The organism is Haloprofundus halobius (genome assembly GCF_020097835.1).
GTDB lineage: Archaea > Halobacteriota > Halobacteria > Halobacteriales > Haloferacaceae > Haloprofundus > Haloprofundus halobius.
The window spans coordinates 1645290-1657652 of the sequence record NZ_CP083666.1 but is presented as its reverse complement, the minus strand read 5'-3'; the positions used below and the strand labels follow the sequence as shown (position 1 = coordinate 1657652).

Here is a 12363-nt window from a genome sequence, read left to right as displayed (position 1 = left end):
GCCTCAGTCGAGTTCGACGACGACTTCGCTCTCGCTGACCTGCAGATAGGTGACGTAGTTGTCGTCACCTTCGTAAACGACGCGGCCGCTGGAGGCGCTCTCGCTGATGGTGTTGGAGTTCTTGTCGTGGACGGTCAACTCGAACGACGGCGCGAGCAGCGAGAAGTAATGTTCGAGGAGCGTCGAGAGCGGCAGTTCGTCGCCGGGTTCGTACGTCCCGTCGTCGACGCCGTGTTCGTCGAACGTGGCGGTGCCTTCGAGCGTGTCGGGCTTGAAGTGAAGCAGTTGGCTCTGCGAGAGACTTTCGTAGCTCAGCATCGTCTCGTCGTCGACGAGGTTCGCGTCCAGTACGACCTCGTCGTCGCCGTCGCCGTCGATATCCTCGCAGTGGGTGGTGAACGCGTCGTCGGCGTACCAGCCGTGGTAGGTGTCGCCGCCGTCGTCGGAGTAGTAGACGGTCGACGACACGTCGATGTCACAGCCACTCCCGCCGCCCTTTCTGAGGTGAACCTCGAACTGCTGTCGCCCCTCCTCCGCGGCGAGCGACCACTGGAGGTTGTTGAAGTTCGCGCTGTCGGTGTCGTCGGGGCGCAGCGTGATGTCGAACTCGTCGAGCGTGTGCTCGGCCATCCCTCGCACGTTGACGCCGTCGCGCTCGGCGGGCATCTGGAAGTCGCCGTTCGTCCCGAGGGTGACGAGCGCCACCGTCGCCGTCTGATTGCTGTCGTACTCGTCGACCTCTCCCTCCGTTCGACTTCGGAAGAACCCCGCCCACGCGCGGTAGTAGTCGCTTTGAACCTCGACGACGACGCGTCCGTTCTCGACGGGGTTTCGGTACTCCTGCCCGTTCTCGTCGTACGTCGCCGACGGGTCGGGGTACACCGCCTCGCCGCGGGAGACGCCGGTGATACGCGCGCTCGACAGGCCGCCTGACGTGGACGTGTCCGCCGCTCCCGTCGTTCGGACGACCGGCAGCGTCAGCGTCCCGTCGCGGTAGTGGAACTCCGGCGGCGACACCATCGTCGCGCCACCGTCGTCGTGGGCGGACCAGACGCCCCCGCCCTGATAAGCGATGGTGCCGCCGTCGGCGCGGTAGACGACGGCACCGAGCGGTTGGTCGTACAGCGTCTTCGTACTCCCCGCGCCATCGTAGTTCCGGTGGACGATGCGGAGAGTACCGCTCGATTCGTCGACGCGGTACAGGCCGTTCGACCGCCCCAGCGAGACGGTCTTGACGCTCGAATCGCCGAGCGCGACCGTCGCCACCTTCGAGTCGAGCAGCGTCATCACCTGCTCGGCCCGGTCGAACTCCGACTGGCCCTTCGCGTCGTCGATGGCGACCCCGCCGAGCGCGACGACGGCCGCCGTTCCGGCGACGACCAACCCGAACAACAGGACGACCCCGATGAGTTCCGACTGCCCCCGGTCTCTCCCTCCCGTTTCGCGCGCGAGTCGCCCCTCTCGCGCGGGCCCGGATAGCTGCATTGGAGACTGATTGTCTTCAACCTATAAAAATTCACGCCAGTTTACGGCGGATTAGGTTTCGGCACCGTCGTGTTCGTCGAGCGCTTCGAGGAGGCGACTCACCCAGCTGCCGATGGCGCTCCAGGAAAACCCGCACACGACGAGTGCCCGAGCCGGTCGGCGACTGGGAATCGTCTGGGTTCGAGCGGATGTGTTGGTTATTTCTCGGAACAACGCCAATAATAACGACTGCGTTCCTATCCGAATAATGGCTATTCGGAACCGGTTTCCGTCTCGGGTGAACTGGAGCCGTATCGTCGTCGGCCTCGGCGCCCTCTACCTCGCATTCGCCGCCGGATATCCGCTCGTCGCCGTCGAGGACACATCGCGCGGAACGCACGTCGTCGTCGCCGTTCTGGTCGGCGGTTCCGGCCTCGCCCTCCTCTACGGCGGCTACCGGTTGCCACGCACCTCCATTTGTCCTGAACTCTTTTCGACCGTCGCCAGATGGTGTCTCGGCGGTATCGGGGCGATGATCGGCCTGCTCAGTTTCGTAGCCCTCGTCGCCGGCATCACGAGCATCGTCGAGAACGTTCTCATCCTCTCTGCGCTCGCCAGCGTCGCCGGGTTCATCGCCGGGATGTACGACGCGCGGGCGAAAACGCGGCGGCTCGAACTCCGGGAGACGATAGAGCAACTACAGGCGTCGAACGAGCGCTTAGAGCAGTTTGCGTACGCCGCCTCTCACGACCTGCAGGAACCGCTCCGAATGGTGTCGAGGGCGACGAGCGGCAGTTACGTCAGGTGTTCCAGAATCGGTTGGACAACACGATTAAATACAGCGGGGACAAACCGCCACGAGTGAACGTCGCTGCCGAACTAAACGGAGGTGAGTGGGTCATCTCGGTTAGTGACGAGGGAATTGGCATCGACCCCGACGATACCTACCGCATCTTCGAAGTCTTCCAGCGCCTCCACACCCAGAACGGACACGACGGGACGGGTCTCGGCCTCGCGTTGGTCGAACGCATCGTTGAACGCCACGACGGCGACATCTGGGTGAATGGAACCCGGCGAGGGGTCGACGTTCTCGTTTACTCTACAGACGGTGGAGAGTCGCGATGAGTAACCGATCCGACTCCGGAAGACCGGCGAAAATCCTGCTCGTCGAGGACAACCCGGGCGATGTTCGCCTCACCGAGGAGGTGTTCAGGGAGGGTCAGATAGACAACACCCTCCACGTCGCCACCGACGGGGTCGAAGCGCTCGACTTCCTCTTCAAACGCGGCGAGCACGCCGACGCGCCGTGTCCGGACATCGTCCTCTTAGACCTCAACCTCCCGCGGAAGAACGGCGACGAGGTGCTCGAAGAGATTCGCAACGACGCCGACCTCTCGAAGCTTCCAGTCATCGTCCTGACGAGTTCGGAGGCGGAGTCCGACGTAGCGAAGTCCTACGAACTACACGCGAACGCCTACCTGACGAAACCGGTCAACCCGATGGAGTTCATCGAGACGATACAGTCATTCAACTCGTTTTGGCTCTCGATTGTCCGGCTTCCGTCGTGTAACGTACGCTGATGTCCGGGGACGAACTCGACATCCTCCTGATCGAGGACAAGCCGGGCGACGTGAGACTCATCAACGAGTACCTCCGAGAGCCGATCGGCGCCGCGGTGCAGGACGGCGCGAGCGAGGCGCGTAGCGCCCCGTCGCTTCGACACGCAGACTGCCTCACGGCGGGACTCGAACTGCTGGATAGCCGCGATGTCGACGTCGTGTTGCTGGACCTCGGCCTGCCGGAGAGCCAAGGGCTCGAAACGCTCGAAACGGTGCTCGAACACGCGACGCACACGCCCATCGTCGTTCTGACCGGCCTGAAGGACGAGGCGGTCGGTCTGCAGGCGGTCGAGCAGGGCGCACAGGAGTACCTCGTCAAGGACGAACTGACGAGCGCGCTCCTGCAGCGGTCGCTTCGCTACGCGATAGAGCGACAGAGCCGCGAGCGACGGTTGGCCCACCAGCGCGAACAGCTCGCGGCGCTGAACAACCTCAACGCCATCGTCCGCGATATCAACGAGGCGCTGGTTCAGCAGTCGACCCGCGACGAGATCGAGCAGTCGGTCTGCGACCGTCTCGCCGCCTCCGAGTCGTATCGGTTCGCTTGGATCGGCGCCCTCGATCGGAACAGCCAGGAGGTCACCGTGCGGGCCAAAGCCGGCGTCGAGGGCTACCTCGACGATGTCACCATCACCGCCGACGAGAGCGAGACGGCCAACGGACCGACGGGAAAGGCGATTCGGACTCAGGAGGTGCAGGTCGCCCAGCAGATCACCACGAACCCCGACTACGAGTACTGGCGAGAGCACGCCCTCGAATACGGCTTCGAGTCGTCTGCGGCGGTTCCCATTGCCCACGAAAACCTCCTGTACGGTGTGTTGAACGTGTACGCCGTGCGGCCGTATGCCTTCGAGGGAGAGGAGTACGCGGTGATACGCCAACTCGGCGAGATTATCGGCCACGCCGTGGCCGCGCTCGACCGGAAGGAGGCCCTGATGAGCGACGACGTCACCGAAGTCCGATTCCGAGTCGAGAAGATGTTACAGCAGATCGGCGTCTCCGAAATTCCGGATAGTTCCATCACCTTCGACCGCGTGATCCCCATCGGCGACGACTCGTACCTCGCGTACGGGACCGTCGCCGAAGCGGAACTCGACTCGTTCCCGGACTTCGTCGAGCAGGTCCCCCACTTCGAGAGCTTCAAGATAATCCGCGAGGGCCTCGGCTCCGCGCAGTTCGAACTCCACCTTACGAAGCCGCCGATCTTCTCGACGCTGGCCTCGCAGGGCGGCTACATCGAGAAGACGACCATCGAGGACGGCGACTTCCACCTCGTGGTCCACCTTCCGCCGAACGCAGAGGTGTGGCGGTTGAGCGAGGCGATGCGAGAGGCGTACCCCGACGCCGAGGTGGTCGCACAGCGGCAGACGACCCGCCGCGACCGGTCCGCACAGCAGATTCAGACGGCGGTGTCGGAGGAACTGACCGAGCGCCAGCGAGCGGTGCTCGAGACCGCGTATCTCGCCGGTTTCTTCAACTGGCCGCGCGACAGCTCCGGGAAGGTCGTCGCCGAATCGCTCGGCGTGTCGTCGCCGACGTTCCACCAGCACGTCCGAATCGGCCTCTCCAAACTGTTGGACGCGCTGTTCTCTGACTCCCCGAAGGACGGGCGTGCGGAGTATCGCCCGTAGAGTACACTTCTTTCAGATCCAAAAACGAGAACGACGGAAAGGGCGTGAGTTCACCTTCGTCTTCGATGGATGAGACTCGATTATCTGAACTCATATCTCCGTACCACCCGTCCTTCGTGTTCATCACGTCCTGGTAGGCGACGGTACCGTGGTGGGCGGTGTAGATGCCCCAGCCGGTCCACAGCCCGAGCGCTCCGCCGTCGACGGCGAGCAGGTGCTTCAGCGGTCGTCGCACAGCGAGAGGAGAATCAGGAAGAGATCGGAACGAGTTACAAGAGACGTTCGTAATATCCATGTCGCTCCACCAGAAAGTACATCCAATGACAGACCCCGAGACGCCGGGTGAACATCCTCGTCAAAGTTCTCCTGAAGCGGTCTTCGAGCGCGTCTCCGACGCGGTATTCGCGCTCGACGAAGACTGGCAGTTCACGTACCTCAACGGCCGGGCCGAATCCCTGTTCGGGCGGGACATCGAGGTGCTCCGTGGGACGGTCATCTGGGAGGAGTTCCCCAGAGTGGCCGACACCCCGTTCCAGTGGGAGCACGAGCGAGCGATGGAGACGCAGGAACCCGTCACGTTCGAGGCGCATTACCCGCCCCGGGAGAGCTGGTTCGAGGTGCGCATCTATCCCTCCGAAACCGGCGTCTCGGTGTACGCCCACGACGTCACCGACCCGAACGACCGACAGCAGGAACTCGAAAACCGGGAGCAGGCCCTCCGACGCGCCAACGAGGTGATGGCGGCGACGGACCGGCCGTTCTCCCAGCAGATAGAATCGCTTCTCGAGGTGGTTCGCGCGGCGGTCGGAACCAAGTTCGCGACGCTCTCGCGCGTCAACGAGAGCGTCGGCGAGTACATCTTCGAGCACGTGGCGACGCCGGAGGGGTCCGGCCTCGAATCGGGCGACACGACGCCGCTCTCGACGCTCCCCAACTGTTCGCGCGTCGTCGAGACTGCGGAGACGCTCGTCCTGCAGGACGTGGAGGCGGAGGCGCCGGAACTGGTCGACCCCGAGTGGGGTATCTCCTGTTATCTCGGGACGCCGGTCATCGTCAACGGGGACGTGTACGGGACGTTCTGCTTCTATGGAATGAAGGCCCGAACCGAGGAGTTCTCCGACTGGGAGGTGTCGTTCATCAGCCTGCTCAGCAACTGGGTGAGCAACGAACTCGAGCGCGAGGTGTACAAACAAGAGCTCAAGGAGTCCAACGAGGAACTCGAGCAGTTCGCCTACGCCGCCTCCCACGACCTTCAGGAACCGCTGCGGATGGTGTCGAGTTTCCTCGGGCTCATCGACCAGCGCTACGCGGACGACCTCGATGAGGATGGACGGGAGTTCGTCGAGTTCGCGATGGACGGAGCGGACCGGATGAGCGACATGATTGAGGGGCTGCTCGAGTACTCGCGGGTCGACACGTGCGGCAGTCTCTTGGAGCCGGTGGCGTTGGATGCCGTCTTCGAGGATGTCCGCGAGAACCTTCGAGTGAAAACCGAGGAGACCGACGCCGAGATCGACGCGGAGCCGCTCCCCCGCGTCAAGGGCGATACCAACCAACTCCGACAGCTGTTCCAGAACCTGCTGAACAACGCCCTCGAGTACAGCGGCGAAGCGCCGCCGCGGGTGCGCGTCTCGGCGGAGCGGGCGGACGACGAGTGGCGGGTCTCGGTTAGTGACGAGGGCGTCGGTATCGACCCCGACGGCGCAGACCGCGTCTTCGAGGTGTTCCAGCGCCTCCACACGCGGGAGGAGGGCGCCGGCCTGGGAATCGGTCTTGCGCTGTGCGAGCGCATCGTCGAGCGTCACGGCGGCGACATCTGGTTCGAGTCCGAACTCGGCGAGGGGACGACGTTTTACTGCACGCTTCCGGCAGTAGAGTCCGACGACTGAACGCAGCCCGTCCGTCGTCCGCGCGTAGCGACGGGTCGTCGACTCCGGTTCTCGGTCGAGTTCGTGGCCGGCGAATCCAGCCGTTCCGGCACCTGCGATGTACACTACTCGAAGTAGTCGGAAAATCCGAGCACTGCTCGAACGGCGCGCTAACTGCCCAGCGTTCTCCGAGAATGTAGTTCGAGTGGACTCGGCGGGATTTGAACCCGCGGCCTTTCCCCTGCCAAGGGAACGATCTACCGCTGATCTACGAGCCCTCGTCTGCACTCTCACGTATCCCAGAGCGACTAATAAGGGCTTCGACTCGTAGAGGCGCTTGCGTCGCATCCGCACGCCGTCGGGCGAACGTCCCGCCGTCGACGATGGACACGACGTCCATCACGAGTCGAAACGGTTTAACGTCAGACGCTGGTACCCACTCGTGGGAACAGCACGGCCGCAACTCTGACTCGCCCGGATTCTCTCTCCGGGCTTGGGATTGCGGAAGTGCACCGACAGCCGTCGGTCACGCTTTCTGCGGTCAGTGCCGTTCCAATTTCGAACTATGGCACGAATGCACACCCGTCGCCGCGGCTCGTCCGGTTCGGACCGCCCGGTGACAGACGAAGCCCCCGAGTGGAGTGACGTCGACGCGGACGACGTCGAATCGCGCGTCGTCGAACTCGCAGAGCAGGGCCACGACCCGAGCGTCATCGGCCTGAAACTGCGCGACGAAGGCGTCAAAGGCACCCCGGTCCCGAACGTCAAACTCGCGACCGGCAAGAAAATCACCGAGATTCTCGAGGAGAACGACGCGAAAGACGAACTCCCCGAGGACCTCAAGAACCTGATGCAGCGCGCGATTCGTCTCCGCGAGCACGTCCAGCGCAACCCGCAGGACCACCAGAACCGCCGCGCCCTGCAGAACACCGAGTCGAAGATCCGCCGCCTCGTCAACTACTACCGAGGCGACGCGCTCGACCCGTCGTTCCGCTACAGCTACGACGCCGCCGTCGAACTCCTCGAATAACGTAGATGTCGACTGCGCGCTCCGCCGACGCCGAGACCGCCCCCGCCGCCGTCGCCGCGGCGCTCGCCGACGCCCCGTTCGTCCGGGTCGTTGCGCGCGCCGACGGCGACTCGCTGGCCGCGAGTGGCATCCTCGCGCGTGCGCTGCGGAGCGCGGAGATTCCGTTCCACGTCCAGCTCCGACCGAACCCGACCCCGGAATCCGCCGCGACCGTCACCGACGACACCGTCGTCTCCGTCGGCGCGACGGCGGCGGCGCTCGCCGTTCCCGGCGACGACTCGCCGGCGAGCCTCGCGGCGTACCGCGTCGCGAGCGAACTCGGCGACACGCCGGACCCGACGCTCGCGCTCGCGGGCGTCGTCGCCGGCGAGGGCAGGCTCGACGACGACGCCTACGATTCGATTCGCTCGGCCGCCGAAGCCGCCGGAGTGACGCGACGGCCCGGTGTCGGCGTTCCGGTCGCAGATCTCGCCGATGGCCTCGCCCACTCGACGCTGCTCTGCGCGCCCTTCTCGGGCGACGTGGAATCGGCGCGAGCGACGCTCGCCGAGGCGACGCTTCCAACTGACCTCGACGACGACGCGCACCGTTGCGTCGCCTCCGTCGTTGCGCTCGACGCGACGGCGAAGGGAACGACGCCGCGTGCGGTCGAGTCGCTCGAACGCGTCCTGCGTCCGTACGAGACGCCGGACGGCGCGTTCGAGACGGTCGAAGGCTACGCGGACGTGCTCTGCGCCGTCGCCCGGGAGCGACCCGGCACCGGCGTCGCGCTCGCACTCGGGCACGCTACCGACGCGACGCGGACGGCCGCGCTCGACGCGTGGCGCAACCACGCGCTCGAAGCACATACTGTCCTGCGCGAGGCGGAAACGGCCCGCTACGCCGACTGCTTCGTCGTGCGAACCGGCCTCGGGTCGGAATCGCTCGGCGTGCTGGCGACGACTGCGCGACTGGTCCGCGACTTCCGGTCGCCGGAACCGGTCGTGCTGGCCGTCGGCGACGGCGTCGCCGCCGCCGCCAGCGTCGACTTCCGGCAGTTGGGGGAGACGATGGCGACGGCGGCCGACGAAGTCGGCGGCACGGGCTACGGACGAGGGGACGCGGGCGAAGCGCGCTTCGACACCGAGGAGACCGAGGAGACGGACACTGACGCGACAGGCGCGACGACACCGGACGCATCGACTACAGACCAACACCCGTTCACCGCGGCGTTTCGGGAGGCGCTCCGCGCATGACACGCACGAGTGAGACAAACTCGTGTGCGCGAACCGCCCGCGTCGAGACGACGCACGAGGAGGCGGCGCTCGTCGCCGCCGCGCTCGCCCCCGACGACACCGACTCGATGACGACCGAGGTGGATGCAAATCGCATCGTCACCGACATCGAGCGGGAGACGACCGGCGGCCTGCAGGCCACGGTCGACGACTACGTGGTGAACCTGACGGTCGCAGAGGCCGTCATCGACGCAGCTACAGACACAACATGAGCGAACGTTCAGTATCCAAGCAGAAACGAGGCAAGCGATGGTACTCCGTGCTCGCGCCCGAGCAGTTCGACCGGGCCGAACTCGGCAAGACCGTCGCAGAGGAACCGGAGATGGTGTACGGACGCACCATCGAGACCACGCTCGGCGAACTCACCGACGACGCCGGTGCGAACAACACGAAACTCACGTTCAAGATAAACGACGTGGGATCGGACTCGGCGTACACCGAGTTCATCCAGCACGAACTGACGCGCGACTACCTGCGCAGTCTGGTTCGCCGCGGCGCCTCGAAAGTCGAGGTGAATATCACCATCCTGACGACCGACGACTACCGCGTCCAGGTCCAGCCCGTGGCGTTCACGACGAAGAAGGCCGACCGCAGCCAGGAGCAGGCGATTCGCCGGGTCATGATCGACCTCGTCCACGAGGCCGCCGACGACCGGAGTTTCGAGCAACTCATCGACAGCGTCGTCGAAGGCCGACTCTCCTCGGCCATCTACGGCGAGGCGAAGACCATCTACCCGCTCCGCCGGGTCGAGGTCCAGAAGCTCTCGCTGGAGGCGCGTCCCGAAGAGGTCGAAGCCGAAGAGGAGGCCGCCGTCGACGTCGACGAGTCCGATATCGCCGAAGAAGTCGCCGAAGAAGCCGAGTAACTCGGCTTCGACGCCGCAAACTCCGCGAACTCGATTTTTCTCGAAGCCGACCTACGAGCTGTCGCTCGACTGCGACTGATTGCCCGAACCCGACCCCGAGCCTTCCTCGACGACGACGGTCCCGACCATCCCGCCGTTCTCGTGGGGGATGCAGACGTACTCGTACCGTCCGGGCACCTCGAAGGTGTGCGTGAACGTGTCGCCGTTGTTGAGCGCGCCTTCGAAATCGCGCCAGCCGTCGCGGGCGGCCTGTTCGCTCTCGAAACCACCGCTGGCGAAATATTCGGCTTCCTCGGGGATGGAGTTCTCGTAGGCGGTCACCGTGTGGTCCCGGGTGCTCGTGTTCTGCCAGACGACCTCCTCGCCGGCGGAGACCGTGATCTCGCGGGGGTCGAACGCCGTCGCCGTCATGCCGACGTCGTACTCGTCTCCCTGTCCGCTCGCGCCACCACACCCTGCGAGCGCCGTGATGCCGGCCGCCCCAGTCGCCGCGAGAAACGCGCGTCGCTTCATGGCTGGACCTCGGTCCCGGTCGGATAAAGGCGGCGTGGTATGCGCGTCGAAACCGTCGGCCGACCCGAACGCGCCGACTCGCCGACGCCGGATGTAAAAACGTATACCGCACCTCCGCAACCCGAAAACTATGCATCCCCGGTTCGTCGTCGGACGGTTGGGCGTCGCCGACGTGGTCACCGTCGGCAACGCCGGACTGGGGTTTCTCGCCGTCGCCGCCGCCAACGTCTCGCCGGGTCTCGCCGCGAGGCTCATTCTCTTGGCCGCTATCGCCGACGGCCTCGACGGCGTGCTCGCCCGGCGTTACGGCGGCACCGACGCCGGGCCGTACCTCGACTCGCTGGCCGACGTGGCGTCGTTCGGCGTGGCTCCGGCGATGGTCGTCGTCGCCGCGGTTCGGGCCGTCTGGGGCTTCGGGTCGCTTCGCGTCGCCGTCGCCGTCGCCGTCGCGGCGCTGTTCGTCGTGATGGCGGTCACTCGTCTCGGGATGTACACCGCCTACGACGCCGACTCCGACCAGACCCGCGGCGTCCCGACGACGCTCGCGGCGACGATTCTCGCCGCGGGGGTGCTCGTCGGCTTCACCGACCCGTTCCCGCTCGTCGGACTGACGGCGTTGCTCGCGGCGCTGATGGTGACGACGATTCCGTACCCCGACTTGCACACGCAGGACGCGCTCGTGATGGGCGTCGTGCAGGCGCTGGCGATTCTGTTCCCGCACCGCGTCGGCGGCGGGTTCGCCTTCGGCCTGCTGTTTCTGGCGCTGGCGTACCTGTTTCTCGCGCCGCGATTCTACTGGGGTCGCTAACCGACCCGCCGCGGGACGCTCACATCCCCATATCTTCGGCGTCGTCGGGCACCGGCAGGTCGTGCGGCGAGACGCCGAGCAACTCGGCGGCGTGGTCTAACGCCATCTCGAAGCCGTAGTAGCGTTCCAGTTCGTCGCCGTCGGCGGCCGGTCTGACTTTCAGCATCGCGTAGCCGTCGACGTTCTGGGCGATAGCGGCCGTCCGTCCCTCCCGCGAGAACTGTACGATGCGCTCGCCGTCCGTTTCGTAGTAGCGTGCCTCCACGTCGCCGGCGCTGGCTTCGCTCATGGCTCGTCGTTGGGAACTGTGGGACCTATGGGTTCCGGAGTCACCTGTGCGAGCTATCGACAGCGCGACCGCTCGCGGTTCAAAATCGGTATGAATGCGGACGGTCGGGGTTGCCCGGCGTTCCGGTACGGGGAATCCCGGTTGCCTCCTCCACCCCGCGATCCTACGAGCGACACACGTCCGACGGTGGGCTGCTCGCTTCCGCGCCTGACCCAGTACCGCCGATGAATCGTGTCGGTTCGCCCCTGCGGACGAGCGACACGAAACCGCTGTCCCCGCAGGACGAGGTTTCTACGTTGGCTTTCGGGGCCCGTACCGGTCTGACCGGACGCGCCCGACGTTCGGTCCCCGCTGAAGACTCTATGGCGGGTGGGAGAGCAGGGCCTAACTGCCCGACCTAGTCCACTCGAAGTTACTCGGGTATGACTTAAGGCCCTTTCGACTCCAGTCGCGGGAGAACACGGAGACGGCGCGGTCCTCGGTCCGTGCCCGCGTCCGCGTTTTAGACCACTTCGCGGGCGTACACGCCGGCGACGACGGCGACGACGGACGAGAGCGCGACGACGACCCAACGGTGGTTCTGTATCCACGCCGCCTCGGGCGGGAAACTGAACAGGAGCGTCGTGTCGATGGCCGTCGCCCACAGAAGCGAGAGCGCCACCATTGCGAGGCCGAGCACGACGGCGATACCCGCGACCAAATCGGGTTCGGCGTTGCCGCGCGTCCCCGAGAGGAAGACGACGGCGGCGAGGGCCGCGAGGAAGCCGACGCTGTTCGCCCCGACGGATCCCGCGGCGTAGTACGCCGACACGGGTGCCTCCGGATTGGTGACGACGAGGTAGGGGACGGCGACGACGACGAGGAGCACGAGACTGGCGACGGTGCCGGCGGTGGCAGCGGCGTCTGCGGTGCGCATACCGACCGTTCGGTTCGCGGGGCGGTTAAAGCGTTTGAGACGCGCGTGACGTTCCAGAAGGGAAACCGGTAAGCGGGTGGCCCGCA

13 protein-coding genes, 1 tRNA gene, 1 other RNA gene and 1 pseudogene are annotated in these 12363 nt (G+C 65.6%); 10 read left to right on the top strand and 6 right to left on the bottom strand.

Annotated elements, in window-relative coordinates:
• Positions 1-3: 3 nt before the first annotated feature.
• A complete protein-coding gene (locus LAQ74_RS08695; RefSeq protein ID WP_224332165.1) occupies positions 4-1485 on the bottom strand; it encodes a DUF7289 family protein in 1482 nt (493 codons plus the stop codon).
• 112 nt (positions 1486-1597) lie between these two features.
• Here LAQ74_RS08695 and LAQ74_RS08690 point away from each other — a divergent pair, with 112 nt between their 5' ends.
• The 5 genes and pseudogenes from LAQ74_RS08690 to LAQ74_RS08670 all read left to right on the top strand — a co-directional run bounded on the left by LAQ74_RS08690 (position 1598) and on the right by LAQ74_RS08670 (position 6603).
• A complete protein-coding gene (locus LAQ74_RS08690) occupies positions 1598-2329 on the top strand; it encodes a phytochrome family protein (protein ID WP_425498479.1) in 732 nt (243 codons plus the stop codon).
• Positions 2239-2575, top strand: a pseudogene (locus LAQ74_RS08685) (sensor histidine kinase); the annotation flags it as partial. The gene LAQ74_RS08690 and the pseudogene LAQ74_RS08685, both read left to right, overlap by 91 nt.
• 10 nt (positions 2576-2585) lie before the next feature.
• Positions 2586-3044, top strand: a complete 459-nt coding sequence (locus tag LAQ74_RS08680; RefSeq protein ID WP_224332162.1) for a response regulator — start codon at positions 2586-2588, stop codon at positions 3042-3044.
• Positions 3044-4714: a bacterio-opsin activator domain-containing protein gene (locus tag LAQ74_RS08675; RefSeq protein WP_224332161.1), complete on the top strand. Its 1671-nt coding sequence runs from the start codon at positions 3044-3046 to the stop codon at positions 4712-4714. The genes LAQ74_RS08680 and LAQ74_RS08675 overlap by 1 nt, the downstream gene beginning before the upstream one ends.
• 320 nt (positions 4715-5034) lie before the next feature.
• Entirely contained in the window at positions 5035-6603 is a 1569-nt protein-coding gene (locus LAQ74_RS08670; protein ID WP_224332160.1) for a sensor histidine kinase, read from the top strand.
• 185 nt (positions 6604-6788) lie between these two features.
• Here LAQ74_RS08670 and LAQ74_RS08665 read toward each other — a convergent pair.
• Positions 6789-6860, bottom strand: a tRNA-Ala gene (locus tag LAQ74_RS08665).
• 287 nt (positions 6861-7147) lie between these two features.
• Here LAQ74_RS08665 and LAQ74_RS08660 point away from each other — a divergent pair.
• The 4 genes from LAQ74_RS08660 to LAQ74_RS08645 are packed head-to-tail and all read left to right on the top strand — an operon-like array spanning position 7148 to position 9751.
• The gene (locus LAQ74_RS08660) at positions 7148-7612 is read left to right on the top strand and encodes a 30S ribosomal protein S15 (RefSeq protein ID WP_224332159.1); all 465 of its coding nucleotides are present in this window, start codon (positions 7148-7150) and stop codon (positions 7610-7612) included.
• Between the two features lie 5 nt (positions 7613-7617).
• Positions 7618-8847 (top strand): exonuclease RecJ, encoded by a 1230-nt coding sequence (locus LAQ74_RS08655; protein ID WP_224332158.1) that lies wholly within the window; start codon positions 7618-7620, stop codon positions 8845-8847.
• The gene (locus tag LAQ74_RS08650) at positions 8844-9098 is read left to right on the top strand and encodes a KEOPS complex subunit Pcc1 (protein WP_224332157.1); all 255 of its coding nucleotides are present in this window, start codon (positions 8844-8846) and stop codon (positions 9096-9098) included. Before LAQ74_RS08655 ends, LAQ74_RS08650 begins: the two co-directional genes overlap by 4 nt.
• Entirely contained in the window at positions 9095-9751 is a 657-nt protein-coding gene (locus LAQ74_RS08645; protein ID WP_224332156.1) for a 30S ribosomal protein S3ae, read from the top strand. Before LAQ74_RS08650 ends, LAQ74_RS08645 begins: the two co-directional genes overlap by 4 nt.
• Before the next feature lie 51 nt (positions 9752-9802).
• Here LAQ74_RS08645 and LAQ74_RS08640 read toward each other — a convergent pair whose 3' ends face one another.
• Complete coding sequence (locus LAQ74_RS08640) at positions 9803-10264, bottom strand: cupredoxin domain-containing protein (RefSeq protein WP_224332155.1); 462 nt, start codon at positions 10262-10264, stop codon at positions 9803-9805.
• A gap of 130 nt (positions 10265-10394) precedes the next feature.
• Between LAQ74_RS08640 and LAQ74_RS08635 the strand changes: the two genes are divergently transcribed.
• Complete coding sequence (locus LAQ74_RS08635) at positions 10395-11072, top strand: protein sorting system archaetidylserine synthase (protein WP_224332154.1); 678 nt, start codon at positions 10395-10397, stop codon at positions 11070-11072.
• 19 nt (positions 11073-11091) lie between these two features.
• On the opposite strand, the gene LAQ74_RS08630 is transcribed toward LAQ74_RS08635, so the two are convergent.
• From LAQ74_RS08630 to LAQ74_RS08620, 3 genes are all read right to left on the bottom strand, one after another.
• A complete protein-coding gene (locus tag LAQ74_RS08630; protein WP_224332153.1) occupies positions 11092-11361 on the bottom strand; it encodes a DUF7111 family protein in 270 nt (89 codons plus the stop codon).
• A gap of 94 nt (positions 11362-11455) precedes the next feature.
• An RNA gene (ffs, locus tag LAQ74_RS08625) (signal recognition particle sRNA) lies at positions 11456-11769 on the bottom strand.
• Positions 11770-11863: 94 nt separating this feature from the next.
• Positions 11864-12277: a DUF7548 family protein gene (locus LAQ74_RS08620; protein ID WP_224332152.1), complete on the bottom strand. Its 414-nt coding sequence runs from the start codon at positions 12275-12277 to the stop codon at positions 11864-11866.
• Positions 12278-12363 lie beyond the last annotated feature (86 nt).

What these genes read in the sequence shown, in the direction of transcription:
- LAQ74_RS08680 (WP_224332162.1), top strand. Translation starts at nt 2,586, where the DNA reads ATGAGTAACCGATCCGACTCCGGAAGACCGGCGAAAATCCTGCTCGTC.
- LAQ74_RS08660 (WP_224332159.1), top strand. Translation starts at nt 7,148, where the DNA reads ATGGCACGAATGCACACCCGTCGCCGCGGCTCGTCCGGTTCGGACCGC.
- LAQ74_RS08620 (WP_224332152.1), bottom strand. Translation starts at nt 12,277, where the DNA reads ATGCGCACCGCAGACGCCGCTGCCACCGCCGGCACCGTCGCCAGTCTC.
- LAQ74_RS08645 (WP_224332156.1), top strand. Translation starts at nt 9,095, where the DNA reads ATGAGCGAACGTTCAGTATCCAAGCAGAAACGAGGCAAGCGATGGTAC.
- LAQ74_RS08690 (WP_425498479.1), top strand. Translation starts at nt 1,598, where the DNA reads ATGGCGCTCCAGGAAAACCCGCACACGACGAGTGCCCGAGCCGGTCGG.
- LAQ74_RS08670 (WP_224332160.1), top strand. Translation starts at nt 5,035, where the DNA reads ATGACAGACCCCGAGACGCCGGGTGAACATCCTCGTCAAAGTTCTCCT.
- LAQ74_RS08640 (WP_224332155.1), bottom strand. Translation starts at nt 10,264, where the DNA reads ATGAAGCGACGCGCGTTTCTCGCGGCGACTGGGGCGGCCGGCATCACG.
- LAQ74_RS08650 (WP_224332157.1), top strand. Translation starts at nt 8,844, where the DNA reads ATGACACGCACGAGTGAGACAAACTCGTGTGCGCGAACCGCCCGCGTC.
- LAQ74_RS08655 (WP_224332158.1), top strand. Translation starts at nt 7,618, where the DNA reads ATGTCGACTGCGCGCTCCGCCGACGCCGAGACCGCCCCCGCCGCCGTC.
- LAQ74_RS08675 (WP_224332161.1), top strand. Translation starts at nt 3,044, where the DNA reads ATGTCCGGGGACGAACTCGACATCCTCCTGATCGAGGACAAGCCGGGC.
- LAQ74_RS08635 (WP_224332154.1), top strand. Translation starts at nt 10,395, where the DNA reads ATGCATCCCCGGTTCGTCGTCGGACGGTTGGGCGTCGCCGACGTGGTC.
- LAQ74_RS08630 (WP_224332153.1), bottom strand. Translation starts at nt 11,361, where the DNA reads ATGAGCGAAGCCAGCGCCGGCGACGTGGAGGCACGCTACTACGAAACG.
- LAQ74_RS08695 (WP_224332165.1), bottom strand. Translation starts at nt 1,485, where the DNA reads ATGCAGCTATCCGGGCCCGCGCGAGAGGGGCGACTCGCGCGCGAAACG.